Origin of the sequence: Paenibacillus aceris, assembly GCF_017874035.1 — a bacterium.
GTDB classification, from domain to species: Bacteria; Bacillota; Bacilli; order Paenibacillales; family NBRC-103111; genus Paenibacillus_E; species Paenibacillus_E aceris.
Genome location: NZ_JAGGKV010000012.1, coordinates 146,734 through 172,337 on the forward strand (window position 1 = coordinate 146,734; position 25,604 = coordinate 172,337).

The following is a 25,604-nucleotide window of genomic DNA, read 5'->3' on the forward strand; positions in this document are numbered from 1 at the left end:
AAGTTATACACATGCCCTGTGGACAATGTGTATAACTTTAAGAATTCCCCGTATATCAATGATTTTTAACGCTGATTTTGTCGAATAACTTTTTAACAGATTTTTGTGGATAATGTGGATAAGATTGTGGAAAACAACAGAAAAGCTTTAGGAGGGGCGGATTTCGCCTCTCTTTTTTTTGTGGATAACGTTCTGTGCGGGGAAAATAGGCGACGGGAACCTGTATTTAAATTTTCGGAAATATCAAGCAGTGGATACTTTTGACTATGGATGAAAATGCTAAAAGCAAAAACGGCAGGAGAATACCCATGAAGTTAAGAAAAATGGCCTGGATTGTGGGTATCTTAGGGTTGATTTTGCAGTTGTCCACAAGTTGGGTGACTGTAAGGGCTTATAAGGCCCCAACCATCCACAGTACAGAGAGTCTAGGCGGAGCTGGAAGAGTCGAAAGTGTCGAAAGTGTCGAAAGAATAGGAAGAGTTGCAAGAGGTGAAAGTACAGAAGGTACCAAGAGAGAGGCGAACGTTGAAGGTGCTGAAGGTACAGAAAGTGCCAAGAGAGTTACAACAGTTGAAAGTACAGAAGAGACCAAAAGAGTTGCAAGAGGTGAAAGAGCTAAACTAGTGACCGTCGTTTCGATACCGGGACTTTCGTTTTTGGAGCTGCGGTCCGACCAACTGTCGAGGCTGCCTCATTTTAAACAATTGACGGAGACTGGTGCTGTTGGCGCTATGAATATTCGTACGGCAAATCGTTCGATGCGGGATGTGTATACTTCTTTAGGAGCAGGAGAACCTGCTACAGGTGTTACCGAGGCGCAAGCTTTTGCTGCAAAAGAGACAAGAAATGGTGTGCTCGCTTTGGAGCTTATGAATCGGTATACAGGTTCTATAAAAGGTGATCAGACGAATGCTCTAGAGGAAGATTCTGTGCTTATCCCGGATCTGAACATGGTCAAGCGTATTAACAAAGATCAAACCTATGGCGTCGGAGCGTTGGGGGACTTGTTGAAAACGTACGGTGTCCATCGCTCCGTGTTCGGGAGCAGTGATTTAGGAAGAGGACTGCACTTGGAACACAAGCATTTGCGACGCTATGCTCCGCTCATGTTGATGGATTCCAATGGATTTGTGGATAAAGGGGCTCTCGGTGATGATTCATCGATGGCTTTTGTGGATAGACCGTATGGGGTGAGTACTAATTATGCACAATTCATTTCGTTGTGGGAAAAAAGGCAGCAGCCGAGTATCACGCTAATTGAATTAGGTGACTTATATAGACTGTACAGCGACAAAGCGCATTACGACCAGGATCGGTTTAATGAGTTAAAAGATTTGGTGCTACGTGAAATGGATCAATGGTTAGGGCAGTTAATGGCAGGAATGCACCCTGAGGAAGACAGCCTATGGGTGTTTTCACCGGAAGTTAGCGGGGAAGCAGCCAGAGCCAAAATGTACTTATCACCCATCATTCATTACACAACAGATAGCAGGGGAGGGTTTCTTCTCTCGGAATCTACCCGTAGGAAGGGGGTAGTTACTTCACAAGATTTTACAAGCACGCTATTGAATGAGTTCAAAATACCGATATCAATTGGGTTCGTGGGCATACCCTTAACTTCTTCTATAGAGAGCGGCGGACTTGCTGCACTGCTTCATGATCAAGGCAGCATGCAGATGATTTATCGCAGCAGACCGTTGCTTCTGTACCCTTTTGCGACGTTTGAGATGGCTGTTCTACTGGTAAGTTTGCTTTATGCTGTGTGGATGAAACGAAGGGGGGCATCTTGGGGCTGGAGAGTTCATCGGTCGACCAAAGTGGTACGGACACTTCTGCTATCACTTTTGGTAGCACCTGCCATTATGCTGATAATGGGGTTGCTGGCTGCTCCATTGACAACTCTTCTTGGGATCAAGGGAGCGATCTTCGTACTTGTGATTAGCTTCATCCTGTGCAGTCTGTCAATTGCTTGGAAAATGGAAACATGGCGCCAAACAACGACAATGATTTGGTTGGGGACCGGGACGGCAGGCGTCATCATGCTGGATGCCTGCACAGGGGCGCACGCGATGAAATATTCCGTTCTAGGCTATGATCCGATGATTGGCGCTCGCTACTACGGCATCGGCAACGAGTATATGGGCGTCCTTATCGGCGCCCTTGTGCTCGGCGTGACGGCGGCTTTGCAGCGCCGATTTGCTGCGGCTGACGCAGGCGCAGTTCGAACTTCACGCTTCGCTGCGGCGTCAGCCGTGTGCGCAGCGTTCTTGCTTGTAACGGCGTGCCTGGCGGCACCGTCACTCGGCGCGAACGCGGGCGGAGCTCTGAGCGCCGCGGTCGCCTTCGGCGTAGCCGGCGTGCAGTGCTTCGCCGGCGATCGCTGGCGCGAGCTGCGCCTAGGCAGGGGCTCGGCCCTGCTGGCGGCGCTGCTCGCGCTGGGGGTTGGGGCGCTGTGGCTGCTCAACAGCGCCGATTCTCCCGCGGCGTTTGCGCGGGAGAGCCATGTCGGGCGCGCGTTTCACGCGCTGCGCGCCGGGCAGTTCGATCAGATCGGACATCTGATCGAGCGGAAGCTGCGGATGAACGTGCACTTGCTTCGTGCATCCGTTTGGAGCAAAGTGCTCATCACGAGCCTTTTCGTGATGACTGTACTGGTGCTTCGCCCACGCGGCCGACTACGCGTCTGGCAGCATAAAAACCCGTACTGGATGTACGGGTTTTCAGCCAATATGATCGGAGCCATAGCAGCGCTGCTGCTGAATGACTCCGGCATTGTTGCCGCGGCGACGATGATCGTCTTCGTCGCGGTTCCGATGCTGCTCCTGCGGCTGCGGGAGCTGGCGGCTGAGCCTGATGCTTAGCGCGCATCTGTGCCGCCAGTCATCTGCGTCAGGGTTGGGGCGCTAAGCTGTCGGACGTTGGCGCGCTCGTGTTACTTAACTGGTTAAACAACGTTAAAGTGTTGGTCTTCACATCCGCTATTAAGTTAACGTTGAAAAACAACGTTAACTTGATGCTAGTGTCCGGGTGTCGGCTTGAGTGGAAGAGTTAGAGTGGTTTTTCAGCGTTAACTCACGCTTGGTTAGGAGATCAGCTATTATTAATGCTGTTAAACAACGTTAAAATAAGTTGGGATGGAGATAGTCTATCCCGAGAAGCGCCAAAAGGCCCTCTCACGCAGCAACCAAAAGGAATCTGAACGCGAGAGGGCCTAAATGGCCTTCTCAGGACGAAAATTATATTCAACTGCCGAGAAGTACCAAAAGCCTTCCTCGCATCAAGATACTACACAAGAAGCCCCTTAGCCGCTCAGCAGCAAATCAAGCCAACAAAACTTCCCACTCCTCATAACAAGCCGCAAGCGTGTTCTTCCGCTTGTCGACCTCGGCTGTCTTCTCCTGAACGAGGACGTAGTTGTTGTACACGGCAGGATCGGCAAGCTCCGCCTCCAGGGCCGAGACTTCATCTTCCAGCCGTGCGATGTCGAGCTCAAGCTGTTCCAGCTTGCGCTGACGGCTGCGTTCTTCGCGCTTCGCGAGCTTGTCCGCTTCATACCCGCCGCCACTGATGACGGGTTCACTCTTCCCTGGGCTGCCAGCGGATTTTTTCTCCGCTTCTTTGGCCAGCCGCTTGGATTCGATCTCGGCAAGCTCCGCCTTTTTCTCCAGGTAATCGTCGTAGTTGCCGAGGTAGGCGGTGAGCCCGTCCTTTTGCAGATCGAGCATGCTCTCGGCCATTTTATTCAGGAAGTAGCGGTCATGGGAGATGAACAAGAGGGTGCCCTCGTAATCCATCAAGGCCGATTCCAACACTTCTTTACTGTATAGATCCAGATGGTTGGTAGGCTCATCCAGGATGAGCACATTCGCTTTTTGCAGCATGAGCTTGGCCAAAGCCACGCGGGCTTTTTCGCCGCCGCTTAAGGAAGAGACTTTCTTGAACACTTCTTCGCCGCTGAACAAGAAGTTCCCGAGCACGGTACGAATTCGAGCTTCCTCCAGATGCGGATACGTGTTCCACACTTCCTCCAGTACGCTGTTGGAAGGGGTAAGGCCCGTCTGCTCTTGGTCGTAATACCCAATCGTAACGCCAGTGCCCCACTTGAAGGTGCCGGCGTCTTGTTTGTGTTGGCCGATCAATGTTTTTAGAAGTGTCGATTTACCGACACCGTTGGGGCCGATAAGGGCAGCCGTTTCCGAGCGGCGCAGCTGGAAGGAGACACCGTCAAGCAATCGGTTTTTCCCATCGTACGAAAGTGCCAGACGGTCAACTTGAAGAACTTCTTTGCCGGAAGTCTGCTCGATCTCAAAAGAAAACGAAGCGCGCTTCAAATCACCCATCGGCTTATCCAGACGATCCATTTTCTCGAGCTGCTTGCGGCGGCTCTGCGCTCTTTTGGTCGTAGAAGCACGTACAATGTTGCGTTGTACAAAATCCTCCAGCTTAGCGATTTCTTCCTGCTGCTTCTCAAATTGCTTCATTTCAATCTCATAGTTGGCTTCCTTGATCTCAATGAACCGGGAGTAGTTGCCGGTGTACCGTTTGGAAGAATGCCGTTCAATCTCATAGATGGACGTAGCTAACGCATCAAGGAAAAAGCGGTCATGGGACACGACGAGAATGGCGCCCGGATAGCCGCGCAGATAGCCTTCCAGCCAAGTCAGCGTCTGGATGTCCAAATGGTTCGTCGGCTCATCGAGCATGAGCAAATCGGGCTCTTCGAGCAGCATTTTCGCCAGAGCCAATCTTGTTTTCTGACCGCCGCTTAACGTTTGAACGAGCGTGTCCGGTGAAAATTGGCCGAAGCCCATCCCATGGAGAATGCCGCGAATTTTGGCTTCGATTTCGTAGCCGCCCTGCTCACGGAAATATTCGGAGCGTCCCGCGTACCGATTCATCGTGGCTTCGTACTTTTTTTCATCCTCGATCAGAGTAGGGTCTGCCATCAGCGCTTCCAGCTCACGGAGCTCTCTTTCGGTCTCCAATAAGGAGCTAAACACGCTGAGCAGCTCGTTCCAAATGGACTTGTCCGTTTGCAATCCGCTATTCTGCTTTAAATAACCGATTTTCGTCTCTTTCGCTTTGAAAAGGTCACCGCTGTCATAGGACATTTCGCCGGCAATAATTTGAAGCAAGGTAGATTTTCCGGCGCCGTTGACACCGACTAAACCAATGCGCTCCTTGTCTTCGATTTGAAGCGTTATATTGGAGAGTACGGAACGTACCCCGTAGCTTTTGGAAATGTTAGAAACCTGTAATAACATCTTCTGCTGCCTCCTGCTTATTAATGAAAGGAACCTGCGCAAGTCCCCAATCGGACTGCTTTTAATCCCATCAATTCACTAGTATACACTATGCATGAGTACGTCGTATGCTTAATTTTGCATAGATTTGAAGGGGAGGTGAGGGATGGTGGTTAAGCTCTTGCGGCTTGGCAGGTATATTGGTATATTCGTTCTGCTTTTTGTAATACTTGTGGCGCCAATCAACTGCTGGGGTAAAGATCAATTGCCCGATACTGCCGCTTTACCTGCCTCTAATTTAGAAGCACCGGCCTCCTTTACAATTATAACGTTAAATATGCATCACGGCGAAGGGCTGGACGGTAAAGTGGATATCAAACGGATTGCTGCGCTGCTTCAGCCCCAAAATGCCGATATTATCGCCTTGCAAGAAGTAGATCGCTACCGTTTGCGCAGCGGTTTCGAGGATCAAGCTAGAGAGCTGGCAAACATGCTGGGTATGAATATGCGTTATAGTCCTAGTTTAACCTATAAAGTAGGGCAATATGGCAATGCGCTGCTGAGCCGCTATCCGATCGTGGACAGCAGTTGGACACTCCTGCCGGGGAACATGGAAACTAGAAGTCTGCTAATGGCTACGGTGCGTATTGGTTCTATGCCTGTTCAACTTGCAACGACTCATTTAGGCCTTTCTCAAGAGGATCGGAAGCTCCAGCTTACCCGTATATCGGACCTTTTATCAGAAAAGGAAGGACCACTCGTTGTTGTGGGCGATTTTAACATGGAAGAGGATGCATTTCCGGTAAAAATGAACGGGATGGCGTTAGCTGACGTCCCTTTACGGAATGACGCCCAAGGTACTTTTACCAGCGGTCAAAGGATTGATTATGTTTTTACAAATGTGAAAAATACGGGTTCGGCCTGGACGGTTCCCACGATATTTTCGGATCATTTTCCCGTCATGACGCGGATTCCGCTGGGGTCCCCAGCACGAGTATAGTTTTTTTCTTTGTTTATGTTAAAATGGGGGAAACCACTCCTTGTTAGGGAAGGGCTGAGCCAGTATGAACATTCGTGAACGGAAAATTGAATTACGTAAGGAAATGGAAGAACTACGCTCCTCCATCACAACGGAAGAACGGGAAGAGAAGCAGCTGCGCATTCATGAGCGAATGACGAAGCTTTGTTCAGACAGGCTTCTTGGCACTCAGCAGCAGGATGCGTCCGTTCCCCCTACAATAATGACTTATATGCCATTCCGGTCCGAGTTGGACGTCGCCCCTCTGATGGAATGGTGCTGGAAGCAGGGAATTCGTGTGCTTGTGCCGAAGGTTGTAGCAGACACGAAAACGATGAACTTGCATATCATTCACGCCTATGAAGATTTGGAGAGCGGAGCTTGGGGCATTAGAGAGCCTCACAGTGATGTACCGGTCGAGCATGATTTGTCCACGATTTCGATGATCTTGGTGCCAGGGCTTGCTTTTGACATGGATTTCGGAAGACTTGGTTATGGCGGCGGCTTTTATGACAGGTTTATGCAGTTATTCGCTGCCCGCGGCCTAAAGAGGCCATTTGCGGTTGCTGCTGCGTTTGATAAGCAGTTGATTCCCGCGGTTCCTTCTTCATGGCATGATTTCAGGGTTGACGGTATTGTCACTGAGAGCAAAATGGTTTTTAGATCAGAAACATAAAATAGAGGTGAGCGATTTGTCCGATTCCTCTCCATTAACGCATTTTAACGAACAGGGACGAGCCCGCATGGTCGACATTTCGGATAAACCGGAAACGAAGCGCACGGCGACAGCACGTTCTACTTTACTTATGAAAAGCGAGACACTTGCCTTGATCAAACAGGGTAAAATGAAAAAGGGCGACGTCCTCGCTGTCGCGCAGGTAGCTGGCATTATGGCCGCTAAAAAAACGTCAGACTGGATTCCTATGTGTCATCCGATTGCGCTATCGGGCATAGACATTCAGTTTGCTGATAATGGCAGCAATGAACTCTACATAGAAGCAACTGTCAGGACGACGGGACCGACAGGCGTTGAGATGGAAGCTTTAACAGCCGTATCGGCCGCAGCGTTAACCGTCTACGACATGTGCAAAGCCGCAGAGAAGGATATGATCATTAGCTCCACGCTGTTAGTCATGAAAACAGGCGGTAAAAATGGGGATTTTCACAGACAAGATAGTTGATTGTAACGCGACTTAAACCACTTGGTTTTGCGCATAGAGAAAGTCGACGATCATTCAGTAGTAGGGGTTATCTCATTCAGTTAACAAGGGAGAGGTGACGAAGGATGCACTGGAAAGTTGCGATTTTGACAGCCAGTGACCGCGGTTACCGAGGAGAACGAGAAGACACCAGCGCTCAGGTAATCCGCGAGCTCATTGAAGAGGAAATTCAAGGCGAGATCATCGAGTACCGTGTTGTTCCGGACGAGATGGACGAAATTATGGCTTCATTAATAGAAATGACGGACTATTATCAGGCTGATCTGATTTTAACGACAGGCGGGACAGGTCTGGCTCCCCGCGATGTGACGCCGGAAGCAACGTTGAATGTCATTGACCGGGTTGCTCCCGGTTTTGCTGAAGCGATGCGGATGATTTCGATGCAGAAAACGAAAAAAGCGATGCTGTCCAGAGCGGTATCCGGTATTCGCGGACGCACGTTGATTATTAATTTGCCGGGTAGTCCCAAAGGCGTGCAGGAGAATCTGATGGCGATTATCGATCAGCTCCCGCATGCGCTGGGCATTCTGACAGGCAAAGAAGGTGACCACGGGTGAAAATTCGGGTCAAGCAAGAAGGTGATCAAGCGTGAGTAAAAAGGATGCTATGCTCCGTGAAGTGAAGGTTGAGGATGCGGTTGGGATGATTCTGCCTCATGATCTTACGCAGATTTTGCCTGGCGAGTTTAAAGGCCGCCTATTCCGCAAAGGCCACCAAGTAACTGAGGCCGATATTCCGGCGCTGCTCAGCATCGGCAAAGAGCATATCTATGCGATGGAGCTGCAGCCCGGCTATCTGCATGAGGATGAGGCTGCGCTGCGCATGGCCAGAGCGATAGCGGGCGATGATCTCAATCTTACGGAGCCGCACGAGGGCAAGGTGAACGTCAAATCGCCGATTCACGGCTTGGTTCGAATCGATAAAACGTTCGTCGACAGCGTGAACGCGATCGACGAGGTTGTGATGTCGACCGTTCGCGGAGGCACGGTCGTAAAGGAAGGCGCTTCGTTGATTGGCACGCGGGTGATCCCGCTGATTGTAGACGAAGCGAAGGTCGCGGAGGTCGAGCGTCTAGCCGCCGCTCGCCGCGCGGAGGGCTTCACCTTGCTTGAGGTGAAGCCGTTTCGTAAGCTGCGCGTGGGCGTCGTGACGACGGGCAGCGAGGTGTACAAGGGCCGAATTCAGGATAAATTCGGCCCGGTGGTGAAGGAGAAGGTCGCGCAGCTCGGCTCCGAGGTAGTGGACCAACGCTTCGCACTCGACGATAGTGAAGCGATTGTAGGTGAGATCCACGCGCTGCTTGCGCAGGGCGTGGATTTGGTTCTGGTCACGGGCGGCATGTCCGTGGACCCGGACGACCGCACGCCGGGCGCGATTAAGCAAGCCGGCGCCCGCGTGGTCAGCTACGGCACGCCGATGCTGCCGGGCTCGATGCTGATGATCGCCTATTTGGGCGATGTGCCGATCATGGGCTTGCCGGGTTGCGTGATGCATGACCCGTACACGTCCTTTGATGTGCTGCTGCCGCGCATTTGCGCGGGCGAGACGATTGTGCGCAGCGACATTACGGAGATGGGGTATGGCGGGTTTTATCAGTGTTAGATGTGTGTGCTGGTTGGCGGTCATTATTATTCCAGCTGAATGAAGCCTTTCATCGTGATAAATGCGAATTAGTGGGAAAATCTACAGCTAATTTATATGGTTTTGACTACTTTCAGAGGATTCGTCGAAGTTAACTGGAGAAATTTCAGTTGATGGCGCCAATCTGGTATCTGAGAACAAATTAGCGGGATATTTTCCTCTAATGGAAATGCATCAACTTATACGTTAAGCGATACATGATGGAGATGAAAGAAATGTTTCAAAATATAGGGTTTACCGAACTACTATTAATTGCGGTCGTTGCTCTAGTCTTATTCGGGCCTCAGAAGCTGCCAGAAATTGGCCGTGTGCTGGGACGTACGCTCAGGGATTTCAAGAAAGCTGCGAGTGAGATTATGAGCGATGAGCCGCCGCAGGTGAAAGCGCCGGAAGTCCTGGCCGTTGCGCCAGCACAGCAGGCTGTCGAGCAGGCGGCAAGTCCCGCGCCGGAAGTCCCGGCTGCCGGATTGGTAGCAGGCTCGCCGGCTTTAGACGCGGCGCCGATAGCTGCACCGTTTGCGCCCGTAGCGTTTGTGGCTAGTGCGCCTGCGGAGACGGATGCATCGACCGTCTCCACTGCGCCTGCAGCCGCGAAACCGGCAGTGGCTTTCGTATCGAGCGCGCCTGCATTTGTGGAAGCCGATTCAGCGCCACCCGACGCACAGCCAGCTCATCCTGCACCGGCGGCAACCGCAGCAGCGCCGGCAGCAGTTCAGCTTAACAAACCGCGGCGTCTACCGGATTAGCCGTTTTATTTTTAGCATACAAGTGGTTCAGTCTTCCTAGGCTCGATTCACTAGATCAGGTTGGTGAAATATGTCAACGAACGAAGAAATGTCACTCGTGGAGCACCTTGGTGAGCTGCGCAAACGGATCATGTGGATATTGCTTGTCTTGGTCATCGGGATGGTAGCGGGTTTAATTTCCGCAAAGCCGATCATTCGATTCCTCAAAAATATTCCGCCGGCAGATTCGATTAGCTGGAATGTTTTTTCCCCATGGGACGCTTTGCGATTGTATATGAATTTTGGTTTAGCCGTCGGGATCCTCATTACCTTACCGGTTACGCTTTATCATATATGGGCGTTTGTTAAGCCAGGGCTGCGAGAGACGGAGCAGAAAGCTTCGATTATTTATATTCCATATGCATTTGTACTTTTTTTAGCAGGCCTATCTTTCGGGTATTGGGTTGTTTTTCCGATGGCTTTTTACTTTACTTCCTCCATTAGCAAAAGTCTCGACATTACCGAGATGTATGGTGCGGCTCAATATTTTACATTTATGTTTAATATCCTTCTTCCGTTGGCCCTTGTGTTCGAGATGCCGATTGTGGTGATGTTTTTGACGAAAATCAGGCTTCTGAATCCGATACGGCTGCATAAGTTCAGAAGATATGCTTACATGCTGCTCGTTATTTTAGCTACGGTAATTACGCCGCCGGATGCCATTTCGGCTATCCTCGTGGCTCTGCCGCTTATCGTCTTATATGAATTTAGCGTTTTTATGTCGCGTTTTATTTACCGTAAACAGCTGCTGCAGGATGCAGAGTGGGAACGGGAATTCGGTCCCAAATAAGAAAACAGTCTGCTCTGATGCGCAGGCTGTTTTCTTTTGGAACAGGGAATATTTGTTTTTCATTTGGGTAGAATGAGGGGGGTGTTCAAAAGTACGAAAAATGTGTAAAAGGACTTGCAAATTACTCCCAGAATGAGTATCATAAGAGGTGTTGTTAGCACTAAACACATTCGAGTGCTAATAACCGAACAAAACACCATTACCAATTTTCTAAAGGAGGCTATTTTTCCATGATCAGACCGTTAGGTGATCGAGTTATCATTGAAGCCGTTGCGAAAGAGGAGACTACAGCAAGTGGTATCGTGCTGCCAGATACAGCGAAAGAAAAACCACAAGAAGGTAAAGTTGTAGCCGTAGGCGCAGGCGCGTTGAAAGATGGCGTTCGTGTTCCGCTTGAAGTAAGCGAAGGCGACCGTATCATTTTCTCCAAATACGCAGGAACTGAAGTGAAATACGAAGGCCGCGAACTGTTGATCTTGCGCGAAAGCGACATTCTCGCTGTATTAGCCTAATTTAGCAGGATATAGATCGGCAATACGTTTTACTTAGGGTTTCCGTTTTATTACTTACTATGTATCGTTTAAATAAGAGGAGGTTTCCTATTCATGGCAAAAGATATTAAGTTCAGTGAAGACGCACGCCGCGCGATGCTTCGTGGGGTAGATGCTTTGGCTAACGCTGTAAAAGTAACCCTTGGTCCTAAAGGCCGTAACGTTGTACTTGAGAAAAAATTCGGTAGCCCGTTGATCACAAATGACGGTGTAACAATCGCGAAAGAAATCGAGCTTGAAGATGCTTTCGAAAACATGGGAGCTCAACTTGTTAAAGAAGTTGCTACCAAAACAAACGATGTTGCCGGTGACGGTACAACAACTGCAACGGTTCTAGCACAAGCTATGATCCGTGAAGGTCTGAAAAACGTCACTGCAGGCGCTAACCCAATGGTTATCCGCAAAGGTATCGAGAAAGCTGTTAAAGCGGCTGTGGAAGAGCTTCAATCCATTGCTAAGCCTATCGAAGGCAAACAATCCATCGCACAAGTTGCGGCAATCTCTGCTGCTGACGAAGAAGTAGGCGAACTAATCGCTGAAGCAATGGAAAAAGTAGGGAAAGACGGCGTTATCACAGTTGAAGAATCCAAAGGTTTCTTGACTGAGCTTGAAGTTGTAGAAGGTATGCAATTCGACCGTGGCTACACTTCCCCTTACATGATCACTGACACGGATAAAATGGAAGCTGTCCTTGACAACCCATACATCCTGATCACTGACAAAAAAATCTCGAACATCCAAGAGATCTTGCCTGTTCTTGAAAAAGTGGTTCAATCCGGTAAACAACTTCTGATCATCGCTGAAGATGTTGAAGGTGAAGCACAAGCAACGCTTGTTGTGAACAGACTTCGTGGAACATTCACTTGCGTAGCTGTTAAAGCTCCTGGCTTCGGTGACCGTCGTAAAGCTATGCTTGGCGATATCGCTGCTCTGACTGGTGGACAAGTGATTACAGAAGAGCTTGGTTTGGATCTGAAATCCACGCGTCCTGAGCAATTGGGTAGCGCGCGTCAAATCCGCGTAACCAAAGAAAACACAATCATCGTTGACGGTGCTGGCGACGCAAAAGACATCGCTGCACGCGTAACGCAAATTCGCTCCCAATTGGAAGAAACAACTTCCGATTTCGATAAAGAAAAATTGCAAGAGCGTTTGGCTAAACTTTCTGGCGGCGTAGCTGTTATCAAAGTTGGCGCAGCGACTGAAACTGAATTGAAAGAGCGCAAACTTCGCATCGAAGATGCTTTGAACGCGACTCGTGCAGCAGTTGAAGAAGGTATCGTTTCTGGCGGTGGTACTGCCCTAGTTAACGTATACAACGCAGTAGCAAAAGTAGTAGCAACTGGTGATGAGCAAACGGGTGTTAACATCATCCTTCGTTCCCTTGAAGAGCCAGTTCGCACAATCGCAGCTAACGCTGGTCAAGAAGGCTCGGTTATCGTTGAGCGCTTGAAAAACGAAAAAGTAGGCATCGGCTACAACGCAGCTACTGGACAATGGGTAAACATGTTCGAAGCTGGTATCGTTGACCCTGCGAAAGTAACGCGTTCCGCTCTTCAAAACGCAGCATCCGTAGCAGCTATGTTCTTGACTACAGAAGCGGTTATCGCTGACAAACCAGAAAAAGACAAACCAGGCATGCCTGATATGGGCGGCATGGGTGGAATGGGCGGCATGATGTAAGGACTGGTAAGGCTTTTCAGCCTTGCTGTCCTGAAAAATCAGGTCATTTATCTTCTTGAATTGAGGTTACTCTAACCCCGATTTAAGAAGTAGTCACAGTTATAAATAATAAATCAAGCAATGACCACTTCTTAATAATTCTATTAGGGAGTGGTTTTTTGTGCTGTTAAAGTTTGCATTTAAGGATTTTCTTGATGACCGTAAGTTTAAGAACACCACACAGAAGAATATTAGGAACTATCAAACTTTACTTGGTGAGTTTGTTAACTACTGCAATGATAATGAGATAGTAAACGTAGAAGACATTACACAAAGCCATGTGAGGGATTATTTGATTTTTTGTCAGGATAAAGGTAATCAAGCTGGCACAATTAATACGAAGCTTTTGAGAATAAGAGCATTCCTCAACTATATGGTGGAATGTGAAGTTATTAAGAGTAATCCAGCCCAAAAAGTAAAATTTCAAAAGACAGATATTAAGATTGACGTATTTTCAGATGAGCAAATTAATCAGATGCTGAATTTCTATAGACGTATTAAGGGCAGAGAGAAAAGTTATGTTGCTTATCGTGATTATATGCTAATAGTCCTTGTACTTGGTACGGGCATTAGACGTGGAGAAATTATTGGATTGAAATGGACAGATGTTGATTTTGAGAATTTATCAGTATCTGTTTTTGGAAAGTCCAGAAGAAAAGAATCAATCCCAATGACGATGAAGCTCACAAAAGAATTAAGAGCATACCAAGCATTTTGTAAACAACATTGGGGCAGTGTAGGCGAGTATGTATTTACTAAGCGTGACTATTCACAGTTGACTGAATTCTCTATAATGCAAGTGTTTCAATATCTGAGAGATAAGATGAACTTTACTGATGTGAGAGTATCACCACACACGTTACGTCATACATTCTGTCATAGACTCGCTATGTCTGGTATGAGTGCATTTGCTATTCAAAAACTTATGCGCCATCAAAATATAGCTGTTACAATGAGATATGTTGCAATGTGGGGTAATGAATTACGAGAGCAGAATGATAAGTATAATCCGTTGAATAATTTAGATATTTAGTAATAAAATAAGTTGTGCTTCTGAATTGGAATGATGGTTTTTAAAATGTCTCTTAAAATTCACATACAACGATTGAGTGGAAATAGAATGGGAACATTTAATGTCGTTAATCACTTTGAAGCCTTGATACATAAGGCTTTCCAGCGGTGACTGTATTGAAGGTTAGAGTTCACCTGCAACAATATAGTGCAAAAATTACTCTCTTTTATTTGCGTTGTTAGCAAATAGAAGGGAGTATTTTTTATGACTAAAATTAATGAACTGATTGATGATTTCAAGTTAAACCAAGAAATCTTGGGCAGGGAAAAGAAGTATATTGATCTTTGTTTGTTTCGACTGCACAGATGGGAGAGATTTACGGTTAATGGGCTAGGTGTTGTTGAAACGGAGGATGTGACACAACTCCATATCAAAAAATATATACAGGAGTGTCAACGTTGTCGGAAAAGAATCAAACAGAACGATAAACAATAATATTGCCACGTTAAAGGTGTTTTTTCAGTATTTAGTGAGTGAAGAATTTATTGATGAACAAGAGACCCGATGCGTACGTTTGCATAGTCCGCTAAACGGAGTGAAAATAAAACAAAGCTCGATGAGGGGCTATGATGACAAACCTTCATAGCATTGATTTTGACGATGCTATAACTCATCGTCTCATACAGGTCGTCAAAAGCCACTGTAAGCTTGCTTTAGATCATTCCAAGGCAAACCCTGCCTGATCGCTGCGAATCCGTGAGAGCCGAGAATAAGCGATTAAAAGAGGGGGTTGTTAGAATCCCTCGAACAGAAGGACATGAAATAAGCGAGGATATTGTAAAAATGGTAAGGTTAACTGTCGTATTTCATGGCTTAACCAAATATGGTGGTGTTAGTTGAGTGGTGGGTCTATTACGGAGGAAAGTATTTATATTTTGAGGATGAAGTAGCTACATCTATTCAAGACTCGATTTAATTTAATTAATTCACCAAGAAACACAAAAACAACCAGTAAAGGAAGAACTCCCGCTTCTGGTTGTTTTTATTGTACAGCCATATAATAAGCCAACTTTTACTCAAAAAAGTAAGTATCAAAATGGATGCAAATTTGTAAGGTCATGGTATAATCTGACTATAAAGTTAGGTAATAACTCCTACCAAAAAAACTTTAACCCACATATGTTAGGAGAATGGCTGTGTCACTATTAAACAAACTTTTTGGTCAAAAACGTACTATTCAAAGCCCAATATTCGTTAAAGACTTTACAAAAGAGAACCATCAACTTCTCTCATTAAACGAACTTTTCAATAAGGTTGCCGATGGAGAGCAAAAAGACAATATTGAACGTGATATTAAGTTACTCAAATACGGTATAGACGGTGAGAATAATGTCTACTTTGAGTTGAAAAACTCATTCTTGCCTATCCTATGCCTTCATGATGTTAGGTTAGAATATGGAGACTATGTAGCTCAACTTGATTTTGTTGTGATTTCGAGCAAGTTTACTTGTATCTTGGAAACAAAAAAATTAAGCGGAAATATTTCCATAGACTCAGACGGTAACTTTGTAAGAACAATGAAGAACAAGTATGGAAAAGATTATAAAGAAGGTATTTATAGCCCAGTTACTCAAAATACTAGGCATGTGGACATACTCAAACATATTCTATCCAAAGAATTGAAAATCAATAATATGCCTATCCTGTCTCTTGTTGTAATGGCTAATCCCAAAACGATCATTAAGAAGGTCAAATGTCCTGCTGAGATTGAAAAAACGCTTATCAAATATGACCAAATAAAAACTACTTTGGAGAAATATCAGACTGATAAGTCTAATCAATACGATCTTGCAGAAAAAGATATGCAAGGAATAGCTGAGTTATTGATTAAACTGAACACCCCTATTGATATGGATTTTGAATCAAAATACCAGATCACAGGAGATAAAATCCAAAGTAAAGATGAGTCGCTACTTCGTGAAGAACTTACTGCATATAGGCTAAAAACTTCAAGGGAAGAAAATGTTAAAGCCTATTTCATTTTCAATAATGCTGAGATGGAAGAAATTATAGCTAAATATCCCCGAACAGAAGAAGAACTGTTAGAGATTAAAGGGTTTGGAAAAGTAAAAGTTGAGAAGTATGGCAAAGGAATACTAAATATCTTTGGAAGTTAATTTATTTTGATTGAATGAGAATTACTTGCAGCTGACCAGACGCTCTAGGATTGTTCCTGAGCGTCTTTTTTACCAACTAAAATATTCCTTCTCTCAATAGTTGAGTTGAAACACCATACAGAGTCTTTTTAGTCCGTGAGACCTCTACTCCTCCGACATAGCTTTATAAGTTTCAATTCGTGCGCCTTCGCTCATAATTTTCAGAGATATGAATTCGTTTTTATTAAACTGTTGCTTTAGTGCTAGAGTCTTTGCTTCAAGTTTATTGGTAGCATGTAACAAGAGATCAATAGACTTACCATGCTTATTTATCTTTTCTTGAATGTCCCATAATAATTGTTCAATTTTTAAGAATCGATCTTCAATGAGAGAATTGTTATCATTTTCAGCTTGGTTTTTAGATTGATCTTTATCAGTCAATGACGTTACTCCTTTTAATGAGGGTCTCTGCTATAAATCTCTTTTCAAATTCACTTCTTACCGATAGCCCTTCTTGCTGAATTATGGCTTGCCTTGTGAAAGATATTTTGATTCTTTTGATCGCCAATGTACTTCACAGTTACCTTTAGGTCATCAGACAATAATTCCAGCAATGCGTTTATTTCAGCAATCAACTCACGCATATAAGCTTTCTTCCCTGCGCCGCGATAAATGAAATCTTCAATTACTTGGCTGTCGGAAAGTATCGTAATAGACACTGGACAGCAAGAATATCTATTGTATTCCAACAAAATCTTCGGCAAGGTTTCGATAGCATATTTCACAGCTAGAAATTCTGCGTACATGGTTTTGTTGATGAACTGAGTATAAACCTTCTTGGATTCGATTATTGTCATGCCGCATCCAACATAACATGCTGATAATCCGACAAGTGGATGCCCAAGAAAAACAGAACTGTCGCAATACACAGTCACTTCATTCTGGTTATGAAGAATCTGCTTTAGTTCTTCAAGACGCTCATCAGGTATCCTTGATAATGGATACTTGAACTGTTTGAGATGTATGTATCTGCTTCGAATGACACTCTTCCTTTCTGTATCTGATACTTAATAAAACAAAGATTTAAATTAAATTAGAAGAAAGAAGGGGGATTAGTTCCCCAAAAGAAGATTATTTAATGTTTTTTAGTGTTCTGAGTTCTGTATTGAAGAATCCATTGATATGAAACTCTTCGCCTGTTTCTTCACAGATCAGAACGATCAAGATGCTTTTTTGAAGTTTATATTGATTAAGAAATCTTTGAAAACCAATTCCTTTTGAATCTGTTAAACCTCCGAAACCAGTCTGCAAGCCATTCTCTTTAAACTTCACATCAATTGAAACACAATCTTCTTTCTCGATTATTTCCAGTTCGGTATTTCTATTCAAAAGTGCAACTCGTGAAATTTTGTCAGTTGATATACTTGTTAATTCCATCATTTTTACTACTTGTTTAATGCGCTTAATGTCCATCAGATACCTTTTTCTTTTGCATAGCACCCTTCCAATTACAGCGAAATTTGAAATTTGGCCAATGAAAATCTTGTTTTCGCTCACAGGCAACAGAGTGTTATTTCCAATACCAAGCTTCTTAGACATACTTATTCATCTCCTCCATAAAATTGGTAAAGCAAGTATTGTGAATAACTTATAAACATTACATGTAAACCACCTCCTCTATAGCCAAAGAAAGTACAGAGCCAATTTTTTGTGCAAAGAAAAAGCGGAGGGCATCATAGCCACTCCGCTTTGCAACATTTATATGAAATATTCATTGCTTTAAATATTTGATGAATCAACATGTGATCACATCTCTTTTCGTAGGTTAATGTTTGCCTCTTATCATAACATACAGCCAATGATGAATCAAACTAATAGTAATTTGCTAATTTTAAATAAGTACTTTCTTTGGCATTACATTATGAGATTCTAAATGAAACTTGAATTTTATTGAGTATTTGATAAGGGGAAGTATTCAAATATCTAAAATCCGTCCTCTGTCCCCCTCATATAATAATTAATAACATATATAAAATTAATGTCGCGGATATTAATTATTATTATATGAGGGTGGAGTAGAACGGATTTTAAGAAATTCATTGTGTGAAATGTGATCTTACTGACATAACTAGTAAGGGGAAAATGACTTTATAAATTGTAAGGGTAAAAACATTGACTGACTCACAAGACGAGTTGGTCTTTTTTTATGCCCAAAATATTTAGTCGAGGTGATCAGTTATGAGAGCAGAGCAGGATTTTTTCTTTTGTTATAACGCCAGATTGATGGGTTTTTTGAAGCGCAATGGGTTCAGTTACATTTGCTCTGCCTTGCATGAAAAGAGTGGCAATAGGTTCTGGTTGTTTCCTAGAAGCACAGAGTTACAAGCGCAGATTGATTGTTTTAATGGGTAGTTTTCGGCAAGCGGATATTCAATCACATGGGATAAATAGACAGGAGAGATGGCGAAATGGCGAGAAAGAGACAAGCGTTTTTTACCAAGAGAGAAATGAAGATTATGCTAAATGTAAATGAATATCAAAATTATGTGTTTATGCCTAATGAAATCTTTGCTGATTTTACAAAAGCATTTACAGATTTGAAAGTGGAAACAGAGAAGGGCAAGACATCGACACACATAGCATACGCGTATTCGTACTATTTCTTAGCGAACTACATGTGGAGATATGCGCAGTATCGACATTGGGATGATGAAGTTGGAGAAATTAATTTGAATGAAGGTTTGATTAAGCAGTTCTTGGGTTTCCCTGCGAAATCTGAACAATACACATACCTTACTAAAAGTAAAGTTGGATTGTTAGAAAAGATTGGGTATATTCGCAAGGAATCAGATAAGCCTTGTGATTACTGGTATGAAGGAGAAAAATACAAAGAGGTTATATTCATTTATGAGAGTAGATATCCAGAGGTGTATATCAACAATAAGAATTGGAAGGTAGCAATGCCTGTTAAGGGATTTTGGAGAGATGCTGAAAACGAAAGAGATGGTGATGAAACAGGCACATTCTATCAAATCCAAGATACTCACCAGATAGGGATCGACACCTTCATTTTTTGCATGACTAATCCAGAGTTAGGTGTTGAAGGATTTTATTTGTATTGCTTCTTGAAGTTCATGACAGATCGGTTTGAGAATGGTTACGACTGCTCCAATAAGAAAATGGCTCATTTAACAGGGTTATCCATTGATGAAGTCAAGAATCAAATTGGCAGCTTAGAGAGATATAACATGATTACGAATGACCACAAGCCTTACTGCTTAGACAAGCCAAAGGATAAGAAGTGCAAAGCTAACACTTATGGCATCCTTGAATATGACCAGTTTGCACAGAACTTGATACAAATGAATGTCATTCCAGAACAACGTAAAATCTCTAAAGAGAGATATGAACGAGAAATTGGGTGGGCAAACGAGCGTGAGATAGATGGCAATATCGTAGACACAGACACAGGCGAGATTATCAGACCTGCTAAACCGAAATTCTCTGTTAATGACATTGATATTTCGGATATGGACGATTTACCATTTGAGTTTCATTGAGCAATCCATTCGATGGTAATGGGTTGCTTTTTATTTTGATTAATAGAAGGGGGTGTAATAAATGTATATTCGAGTTAAGAAGCGACAGAGCAAGAATAATGAGAATGTGTTCTATTTGTATCTATGCGAGAGCAAACGAGTAGAAGGTAAAGTCACTAGCAGGCAGAGGTACCTTCTGAGCGTCAAAGAGCAGGATTTAATGAATGATCGTATTAAAGTGAAGCTAAATGTCAAACTATCTCATCTGGAAGAAGAAGTGAAGGATATATTTGATACAAAGGTAACGAGAATTATGGAATTATTATCATCGTCAATTGATTAATAGAATGTCCTCGTATTTACGACAAGCAATCGTTTACCATCTTTGAAGTTAGAAATCATTCATTGAAGAATAGGAGATAGAGAAGCCGAAAAAAAGATGTTCGTATCGTGAAAAACCTTAATTGGGGTTATGGAAGGAAGTGTAAAGCCAATTCGTCATGGAAGATGATCGATATAACCTGTAAACCATGCCCCCATATTGAATCACAAATGTAATCATCCCGCTCCACTTTCTTGATGTATCAAAAACGAAGATTTAAGAGTCATTTCAGTGAGACATTGGGAATGGCTATTTTCTTTGGTTTGTAAGTACGATTTTGTATTAAAACTCATATCAAAAATTACGTGTCAAGAAATACCGTTTATATGGTGTAATAATACTATGTAACATCAATTATGGGGTTGATGAAATGGAGGTACGTGTGTACGCCTATACTGTGACAAAGTCACTGGTTTTCACCAATAAATTCCTTCACGTAACTTTCAATAGTATGTTTATCCGTTGCCCATTGTTGAGAATACTCTTTTGATGGTCTGAAAGTGTGAATAACTAAATTCATACATTCTAGGTCATTCTTTTTATAATATTCCCAGGCAGCCATCCGCGTTGAATTGTTACGAGATGCTTTGCTTTTTCCAGACATAGCAGAATACGTTTTCTGAAAATGGTATGCCTGTCCGTTGTGTTTTACTGAAACTAGGTAGGATTCGGTCGGGACTAATGTGAATTCCCATATTTCATACAGGTGTGTCTGTGCGGTGTTATTAAATTTGTCTTGATAACGCTGATACGCTTGTTTTATTTGTTGAATTTGAGTATTGTCAGGTACCATATGTATGGGTAGGTGCGGAAATTTATTTGAGTGTGTTAATTCTATTTTTGGAGACAAGTATACCCCTGTAATCGATTCATCCGAGCCTTTGATGATATTGATGATGTTTTGTTCATTTGCATGTATTGGGGTAATATTACTATATTTTAGTGAATGAATTAACTCAGCAGTAAAACCCCTTGCTACAAGACACACCTTATGAATTTGGATTCCCTGAGCATGTAAATATCCAAAATACCGAAGAACCTGAGAAATATCCTCAAACTGTGCAAAATTCCTTTTAATCTCTACTAGTATGATCTGTTCATTCTCGTCAATAAATATACTGTCGCATCTTAATGTATCGGCAACCCAATATTCCGAAAGATGAAGTTTCCACCCTACTTGTAATAGATATGGATTAGCTTCTATAACTTTTTGTATATCCTTTTCAGTTAACTTTTGCATAAGTCCCTCCAAAAGAATCGTATTGATATTGAGAATAAAAGAAGATGCTGGGGATCAGTTATTTTATATGGGTTAATGATTCCCCCATACAAAAAATGTGGGGCTTTCACATTCACATTTTACGAAGAGCATTAATTTGTTCTTGATGGCTTGGGTCAATGTAAATAGCGGTAGTTTGAATATTCTCATGTCTTGCTAAACGTCTGATGATTTCAATGGATGCACCAGAGTTAGCAAGGTTCTTGCAAAAGGAATGGCGCAACCTGTGAGGGGTGACATTGTCCATTCTGGCTAGTTTTGCGTACTTATCCAACATGACCTGCATCCCTCGTGATGTAAGCTGTCCTGTGCGTTCTGAGACGAACAGGTAAGGGGATTGGACGTATCGGTCATCCGTCAACGCTTGACGCTGTTTGAGCCAATTACGGAGGTTTCGGTTGTGCTTGCTGACTAATGTCACGGTTGCGTATTTACCCTTCTTACCTTCCCTTATCGTAAGTGTAACGTCCCCGTTCACCTTAACATCATCAACTTTCAGTTCCTCAACTTCTGCAACCCGTAAGCCCGAATAAAGCATCACGTCAATGATGGCGAGATTGCGAAGACGCTTAAACTCGTTTTTCTCCAAATCCAAATAACTAATAAATCTGTCTTGTTCTTCTTTAGTCATCCACTTAGATACTCCTGTCTCACCGATCTGTTCTGACGACTGGACTTTTTGTATCCTAATGCGCGTCATTGGATTATCAGAGATTTCTCCATTGTTGGCAAGGTACGCGAAGTACGTTTTTAGGGAAGCTGTCGCTTTATTGACCGTCGCCTGTTTACGGTTCAATGTGTGCTTCATGTACCCAATGTACTCTTTAATGTCAATGGGCTTAATCTCAGATAGCGGCTTTTCATCGTATGTACCGCTAACCCATTCAAGGAATTGATCGACTGTAGTTTTGTAAGCGGAGATCGTCTTTTCGTCTTTGCCCTCATTTTTGAGCCATACCAAGAAGTTTTTCAATTGTTCCATGATGATTCCTCCCAGACGTAAAAGTGTTCTGCGAAGTTGCAGTTATTGTTGGTTTGAGTGTTCTACGAACAGAATATCACTGTTTCAGAGTGAATTCAAGGTAGAATAATAATTCTGCGAATAATTATCCCGCTACTTCCAATATCGCTATTAGGAATTTTTACGATACGAGGGGGAGGTTTATAGTTTTATTGCCATAATATTTATAAGTTCACAGGTAAACAGAAATGTGCTTAAAGCCTATATGTATAACTTGCGATTCGATTAACGAACACAAATTTCACACTAATAAATCGAAATAGGTTATAATAATGGTAAATAATTCAAACTAGATAACACTAAGATATAAAAAGGGGTGTAAAGAATGGAACAGAGTAATATTACAATTGAGGATTTATATAGTTCAGTCAAACAAGGGAAAATTAGAATTCCTGCCTTTCAACGGGGGTTTGTCTGGTCATCTGAACAGGTAGGATTATTATATGACAGTTTAGTAAAGGGTTTTCCAATTGGAAATGTTTTGTTTTGGGAAACGACTAACTTACTTAAAAGTGACAAAAAATTAGGTAGTATTGAATCTCCTGTATTGGACGGTCTACAAACATATCAATATGTACTTGATGGTCAACAGAGGATAACTTCACTTTGTACATTGTTTAACAGAGACATTTTAGCAAAGGATAATCCAGATTGGATAGACATATACTTTGATATGGAAAGCCCTTTAGAAGATAGTAAAAGTCTGTTTGTATCGTTAAAAGAAAATGAAGTGGATTTAAATAGATACTTTCCAGTACATAAAATTATGGATTCCGTTGAATATAGAAAGGCAACAAGAGACTTATCTGACGAAAAAGCAGATAAATTAGATAGAGTGATGAGAAAATTATCAACTAAAGTAATTCCCATTGAAAAAATGAAAACTGACGACATGAAATTAGTTTCAATGGTATTTGAAAGAGTGAATACTGCTGGAACTGACCTTGACCATTATCAACTATTAGCGGCATGGAGTTGGAGTGAAGACTTTGTTTTACAAGAAAAGTTTACTGCATTAGCTTCTGAACTAGAAGACTTCGGAATAGATAGTCAAAATTCAAATCACATAGATTTGTTATTAAAGTGCTGTACAGGAGTATTATTAAATAAATCGAGTACTGATTCTATAATAGAGTTAAATGGTCATGACGTGAGGACAGAATTTACTAAAATAGAGAATGGAATTAAATCAAGCATTCAATTTTTATCAGACAATTTGAAGGTATATGACATAAAATATCTACCTTATCCATCTATGCTGATACCTTTAACTAAATTTTTTGCCACTGACAGGGCAATGGGGGATACTTTTTCGGATAAACAACGTACCAAAATTGTAAAATGGTTTTGGTCAGTAGGTTTTTCAAAACGTTACTCTAATGCGATTGATAACAAAATTCCTAGAGATATTGAAGATATGGATAAGTTGAGACATGATGAAAATGCTAGTGTATTTAGTTATGCTGTTAATTTGAACAAAGACTTTTTCAAGGAAAATCGTTTTAATACTACTACAGTAGCCACTAAAACATTTATTACTTTTCTGGCAAATCAAAGCCCTAAATCGTTCATATCTGGTAGCGATATTGATTTGGATGTAAAACTTAGAATTGCATATACTACTGAGTTTCATCATATATTTCCACAAAAGCATTTGGAAAGAAAAGGTGTAGATAAAGGTGAAATAAATATGTTAACTAATTTTTGTTTTCTTTCAAAGGCTGATAATATAAAAATTAAGGATAAAGACCCTAAAGAATATAAACAACTGATTGAGCAACCTGAATTGGTATTAGAGCATGCTGTATGTCCTCCCAATAGCTTTGATTTAAGTTATGAAGAGTTTGTAGAAAAACGAAATAAATTGCTTATGGAAAAGGTGCAAAAGCTATTATCATAGCCTTATCACATAAATATAATTAAAATCTTTTTCTCGATTATACTTATTGTATAAGAGAAAAAGATTTTTTTATTATTAAACTAACTCAATCTTTAGATTATGAAATAAACCTTGTGGTAGATCGTACTTTGTGCTTAGAAACATTACGGTTAACCGTTATCACAAGTAGTGGCTAGTTAGATTTATTATGCTTATTGCCAAGAAATTAAAATTTGATGTAGGTACACTAACTAGTCACTTTAATTTTTGACTGGTATGGCTAAGATCTCTCAATACCGCGGCATCTCCGTACGTATCGTAAATGAGGTAGAAAACGTGAATCGTATCGTGTACGACATCACGTCCAAAACGCCAGCTACCATTGAGTGGGAATAGATTAAACTGAATAACCATAAACTCTCTTTCAGTTGTATTAGTAAGTCGATGATTGGGAGTTTTTTTGTCTGAAATTAGTAAGTTGTTAGAGGAAAATAGGTAAGCTTCGAAGAGAGTATTTACATAAAGCAACCACCACTTTATAATGTGTTTGTAAGCCTGATTGCAAGAAGTAGTCATTGCTCTGAATTCGTTATTAATAATAGTGACAAATATGCCCTGAAAGCCAAGCTGGTATCGTTGACCCTGCGAAAGTAACGCGTTCCGCTCTTCAAAACGCAGCATCCGTAGCAGCTATGTTCTTGACTACTGAAGCGGTTATCGCTGACAAACCAGAAAAAGACAAACCAGGCATGCCTGATATGGGCGGAATGGGTGGAATGGGCGGCATGATGTAAGAAAGGCCGAAAAGCCTTTTACATCAAGCTCAGACCATCACGATTGCCCATTGCGGGTAACCATGGTTTGATTGATTAGAAGCTTCTCATGAGTTCATCGAACTTGTGGGAAGCTTCTTTGGTCATTGTCTTAGTTGTATTTCTTAGTTGCATTTATTAGTTGCATGACAATAGACATTCTTGTTCTATCGTCCTAGTTTAAAGGCAAGGAAAAAGCCCGGGAATGCTTTATGCTTTCCAACGGGCTTTTTGTTTGTCCGGTGCTCACGGTAGCGGAGATATTTTACCATCAAGCCCCAAACGCACCTATTGTATATTACTTGATTTGAATGAAGTTCGAGGCCGTTTCTTCATAAAAAATAAATCCATATAATGACTTGCCCTGGGCGTATCCATTCGACTTGATATTGACGGTAGGACTTTCATTACCCCAATCAAGACTACTCCATGTACACACAATTCCTGCACCAAAAAGAAACATGATTGCTAAAGCAATAGCATTATTCTTTTTCAATGTCATTTCCCCAGTACACTCTACATCGGCTGCAGGATTTGCTTTTGATGAGTTCGCT

General features: G+C 42.7%; 23 protein-coding genes and 2 pseudogenes. 18 read left to right on the forward strand and 7 right to left on the reverse strand.

Translation table 11 applies throughout. The features are described from left to right. Window positions 1–308: 308 nt before the first annotated feature. Window positions 309–2,861, forward strand: a complete 2,553-nt coding sequence (locus J2Z65_RS21380; protein WP_167051860.1) for an ARV1 family protein — start codon at window positions 309–311, stop codon at window positions 2,859–2,861. A gap of 459 nt (window positions 2,862–3,320) precedes the next feature. On the opposite strand, the gene J2Z65_RS21385 is transcribed toward J2Z65_RS21380, so the two are convergent. Then, the gene (locus tag J2Z65_RS21385; RefSeq protein ID WP_167051862.1) at window positions 3,321–5,264 is read right to left on the reverse strand and encodes an ABC-F family ATP-binding cassette domain-containing protein; all 1,944 of its coding nucleotides are present in this window, start codon (window positions 5,262–5,264) and stop codon (window positions 3,321–3,323) included. Window positions 5,265–5,409: 145 nt separating this feature from the next. Here J2Z65_RS21385 and J2Z65_RS21390 point away from each other — a divergent pair, with 145 nt between their 5' ends. From J2Z65_RS21390 to J2Z65_RS21445, 12 genes are all read left to right on the forward strand, one after another. After that, entirely contained in the window at window positions 5,410–6,243 is an 834-nt protein-coding gene (locus J2Z65_RS21390) for an endonuclease/exonuclease/phosphatase family protein (RefSeq protein WP_167051864.1), read from the forward strand. Window positions 6,244–6,307: 64 nt separating this feature from the next. After that, a complete protein-coding gene (locus tag J2Z65_RS21395; protein ID WP_167051866.1) occupies window positions 6,308–6,937 on the forward strand; it encodes a 5-formyltetrahydrofolate cyclo-ligase in 630 nt (209 codons plus the stop codon). Window positions 6,938–6,953: 16 nt separating this feature from the next. Then, window positions 6,954–7,442 (forward strand): cyclic pyranopterin monophosphate synthase MoaC, encoded by a 489-nt coding sequence (gene moaC, locus J2Z65_RS21400; RefSeq protein WP_275690983.1) that lies wholly within the window; start codon window positions 6,954–6,956, stop codon window positions 7,440–7,442. A 104-nt stretch (window positions 7,443–7,546) separates the two neighbouring features. Then, on the forward strand, window positions 7,547–8,038 hold the full coding sequence (locus tag J2Z65_RS21405) for a MogA/MoaB family molybdenum cofactor biosynthesis protein (RefSeq protein WP_056608535.1): 492 nt from the start codon (window positions 7,547–7,549) through the stop codon (window positions 8,036–8,038). Window positions 8,039–8,087: 49 nt separating this feature from the next. Next, complete coding sequence (locus J2Z65_RS21410; protein WP_167052131.1) at window positions 8,088–9,083, forward strand: molybdopterin-binding protein; 996 nt, start codon at window positions 8,088–8,090, stop codon at window positions 9,081–9,083. Between the two features lie 254 nt (window positions 9,084–9,337). Beyond that, complete coding sequence (locus J2Z65_RS35730) at window positions 9,338–9,868, forward strand: twin-arginine translocase TatA/TatE family subunit (RefSeq protein ID WP_167051869.1); 531 nt, start codon at window positions 9,338–9,340, stop codon at window positions 9,866–9,868. Window positions 9,869–9,938: 70 nt separating this feature from the next. Further along, window positions 9,939–10,697 (forward strand): twin-arginine translocase subunit TatC, encoded by a 759-nt coding sequence (gene tatC / locus J2Z65_RS21420; RefSeq protein WP_167051871.1) that lies wholly within the window; start codon window positions 9,939–9,941, stop codon window positions 10,695–10,697. Window positions 10,698–10,927: 230 nt separating this feature from the next. After that, window positions 10,928–11,209, forward strand: a complete 282-nt coding sequence (gene groES / locus J2Z65_RS21425; RefSeq protein ID WP_028553854.1) for a co-chaperone GroES — start codon at window positions 10,928–10,930, stop codon at window positions 11,207–11,209. Between the two features lie 93 nt (window positions 11,210–11,302). After that, the gene (groL, locus tag J2Z65_RS21430; RefSeq protein ID WP_167051873.1) at window positions 11,303–12,931 is read left to right on the forward strand and encodes a chaperonin GroEL; all 1,629 of its coding nucleotides are present in this window, start codon (window positions 11,303–11,305) and stop codon (window positions 12,929–12,931) included. 160 nt (window positions 12,932–13,091) lie between these two features. After that, window positions 13,092–14,003 (forward strand): tyrosine-type recombinase/integrase, encoded by a 912-nt coding sequence (locus J2Z65_RS21435; RefSeq protein ID WP_167051875.1) that lies wholly within the window; start codon window positions 13,092–13,094, stop codon window positions 14,001–14,003. A 243-nt stretch (window positions 14,004–14,246) separates the two neighbouring features. After that, the gene (locus J2Z65_RS21440) at window positions 14,247–14,477 is read left to right on the forward strand and encodes a hypothetical protein (protein WP_167051877.1); all 231 of its coding nucleotides are present in this window, start codon (window positions 14,247–14,249) and stop codon (window positions 14,475–14,477) included. A 701-nt stretch (window positions 14,478–15,178) separates the two neighbouring features. After that, window positions 15,179–16,159: an HRDC domain-containing protein gene (locus J2Z65_RS21445; RefSeq protein WP_167051880.1), complete on the forward strand. Its 981-nt coding sequence runs from the start codon at window positions 15,179–15,181 to the stop codon at window positions 16,157–16,159. Window positions 16,160–16,303: 144 nt separating this feature from the next. Here the strand turns inward: J2Z65_RS21445 and J2Z65_RS21450 are convergent, their stop codons facing one another. The 3 genes from J2Z65_RS21450 to J2Z65_RS21460 all read right to left on the reverse strand — a co-directional run bounded on the left by J2Z65_RS21450 (window position 16,304) and on the right by J2Z65_RS21460 (window position 17,737). Beyond that, window positions 16,304–16,579, reverse strand: coding sequence for a hypothetical protein (locus J2Z65_RS21450; protein ID WP_167051882.1), 276 nt, complete (start codon window positions 16,577–16,579; stop codon window positions 16,304–16,306). 50 nt (window positions 16,580–16,629) lie between these two features. Then, entirely contained in the window at window positions 16,630–16,995 is a 366-nt protein-coding gene (locus tag J2Z65_RS21455) for a hypothetical protein (protein ID WP_167051884.1), read from the reverse strand. Between the two features lie 274 nt (window positions 16,996–17,269). Then, entirely contained in the window at window positions 17,270–17,737 is a 468-nt protein-coding gene (locus tag J2Z65_RS21460; protein ID WP_167051886.1) for a hypothetical protein, read from the reverse strand. 869 nt (window positions 17,738–18,606) lie between these two features. Here J2Z65_RS21460 and J2Z65_RS21465 point away from each other — a divergent pair. Together J2Z65_RS21465 and J2Z65_RS21470 are read left to right on the forward strand one after the other, a co-directional pair. Beyond that, window positions 18,607–19,698: a hypothetical protein gene (locus J2Z65_RS21465; protein WP_167051888.1), complete on the forward strand. Its 1,092-nt coding sequence runs from the start codon at window positions 18,607–18,609 to the stop codon at window positions 19,696–19,698. Window positions 19,699–19,759: 61 nt separating this feature from the next. Next, on the forward strand, window positions 19,760–20,020 hold the full coding sequence (locus J2Z65_RS21470) for a hypothetical protein (RefSeq protein WP_167051890.1): 261 nt from the start codon (window positions 19,760–19,762) through the stop codon (window positions 20,018–20,020). Between the two features lie 445 nt (window positions 20,021–20,465). Here J2Z65_RS21470 and J2Z65_RS21475 read toward each other — a convergent pair whose 3' ends face one another. Beyond that, window positions 20,466–21,299 carry an endonuclease NucS domain-containing protein gene (locus J2Z65_RS21475; RefSeq protein WP_167051892.1) on the reverse strand — a complete coding sequence of 278 codons (834 nt, stop codon included), beginning with the start codon at window positions 21,297–21,299 and terminating at the stop codon, window positions 20,466–20,468. Window positions 21,300–21,411: 112 nt separating this feature from the next. After that, window positions 21,412–22,320: a tyrosine-type recombinase/integrase gene (locus tag J2Z65_RS21480; RefSeq protein ID WP_167051894.1), complete on the reverse strand. Its 909-nt coding sequence runs from the start codon at window positions 22,318–22,320 to the stop codon at window positions 21,412–21,414. Between the two features lie 364 nt (window positions 22,321–22,684). Between J2Z65_RS21480 and J2Z65_RS21485 the strand changes: the two genes are divergently transcribed. From J2Z65_RS21485 to groEL, 3 genes and pseudogenes are all read left to right on the forward strand, one after another. After that, window positions 22,685–24,259, forward strand: a complete 1,575-nt coding sequence (locus J2Z65_RS21485; protein ID WP_167051897.1) for a DUF262 domain-containing protein — start codon at window positions 22,685–22,687, stop codon at window positions 24,257–24,259. 282 nt (window positions 24,260–24,541) lie between these two features. Continuing rightward, window positions 24,542–24,634, forward strand: a pseudogene (locus tag J2Z65_RS21490) (GMP synthase (glutamine-hydrolyzing)); the annotation flags it as partial. Window positions 24,635–24,861: 227 nt separating this feature from the next. Continuing rightward, a pseudogene (gene groEL, locus J2Z65_RS21495) lies at window positions 24,862–25,032 on the forward strand (chaperonin GroEL); the annotation flags it as partial. A 316-nt stretch (window positions 25,033–25,348) separates the two neighbouring features. Here the strand turns inward: groEL and J2Z65_RS21500 are convergent. After that, the gene (locus tag J2Z65_RS21500) at window positions 25,349–25,546 is read right to left on the reverse strand and encodes a hypothetical protein (RefSeq protein WP_167051898.1); all 198 of its coding nucleotides are present in this window, start codon (window positions 25,544–25,546) and stop codon (window positions 25,349–25,351) included. Window positions 25,547–25,604: the final 58 nt, after the last annotated feature.